This window comes from Glaciecola siphonariae (assembly GCF_042652645.1).
In the GTDB taxonomy this organism is placed as follows: domain Bacteria; phylum Pseudomonadota; class Gammaproteobacteria; order Enterobacterales; family Alteromonadaceae; genus Glaciecola; species Glaciecola siphonariae.
Map to the genome: position 1 here is coordinate 1 of NZ_JBHSGU010000004.1, position 1,066 is coordinate 1,066.

General features: G+C 42.3%; 2 protein-coding genes. Both read left to right on the forward strand.

Annotated features, from left to right (window positions below):
• On the forward strand, positions 1-348 hold a 348-nt coding region (locus ACFO4O_RS11195), incomplete at its 5' end, for a hypothetical protein (RefSeq protein WP_382408534.1).
• A gap of 1 nt (position 349) precedes the next feature.
• Complete coding sequence (locus ACFO4O_RS11200; RefSeq protein ID WP_382408536.1) at positions 350-580, forward strand: hypothetical protein; 231 nt, start codon at positions 350-352, stop codon at positions 578-580.
• Positions 581-1,066: the final 486 nt, after the last annotated feature.

Sequence of the window (1,066 nt, forward strand, 5' to 3'; positions counted from 1 at the left end):
GGTGCGCTCGCGGGTGATGTCGCAAGCACATTCAGGTTCGGAAGGTACTCTGAAGTCACGCTCGCTGAATCCAAGACCTTGACTAGGTTTTACGATAATACAAATGCATTCGCCAAAGGACGCTACATGACAGATACCTCATCACTATCAAGTTCGACCTTTCTAAATCGAATGGGATTAGCGCTACGACCAAGCTGGAATGGAATGACAAAACAAGCACACTGGACTGTTCCTGCCGGGAGTACTATCTACAAAGGAAAGGCAGCTACGCAATTCCCATGGATTGGTGGTAAAACCCAGTACTTCGTACCAAATGTAAGCAACGTAAAACGAGTGAGCGGGAATTAGTATGAGAGCAAAGGTTGTTGAGGTTAACTTTAGCGCCAGTAAAAATTGGCTATTCAAGCTTCGAACATCTGATGGTGATGAATGCTTTATTATGAACGAACCCACATATAAAGAGCTAGGTATTAAATCACCAATCAACAGGTCGATACTTGACAGTGCTGATGTTGGGGGCTCATTTATTGTGAGCACAATCGATGCATCAGGAATCAAAGTTGTTATTAGTGCGAACTAGGTAACTGAATCGTGATGATGAAGCGCCTACACTTCATCATCACAGCTTCTATAACCTCAATTCCCACCCATCATCACCGTGTAAAGAAACCCGTCGTTTAAGACCATTGCCATCATCATGGCTAATCATGGTCAAAACAGCCGATAATCTTTAAAGAAACTTGTAGAGTTATCAATGTTCAGTATACGCTTGAGTTACTGTACACAAGGAGATTACATGCTTATTGGTTATGCTCGTATATCAACACTCGAACAAAATCACTAGCTCTCTCAGGGTCAGGTTGCTTGAAATATTGCTTACTCATTGATAGTGATAGTTGTTGAACACAAAAAAACGCGCATAGTGGTATTTTTCAAATAGATTTAGTCAGTCTATATCAATGCTCTTTAAAAGCGCGGCCCTCCACGCCAAATCGGCATAAACGGCTAGAAGCGCACTATGCTCGCTCATTCATATGAATGGGCGCATCTATGACTACAATATTGG

Coding starts and splice junctions, on each gene's coding strand:
- ACFO4O_RS11200 (WP_382408536.1), top strand. CDS start 350: ATGAGAGCAAAGGTTGTTGAGGTTAACTTTAGCGCCAGTAAAAATTGG.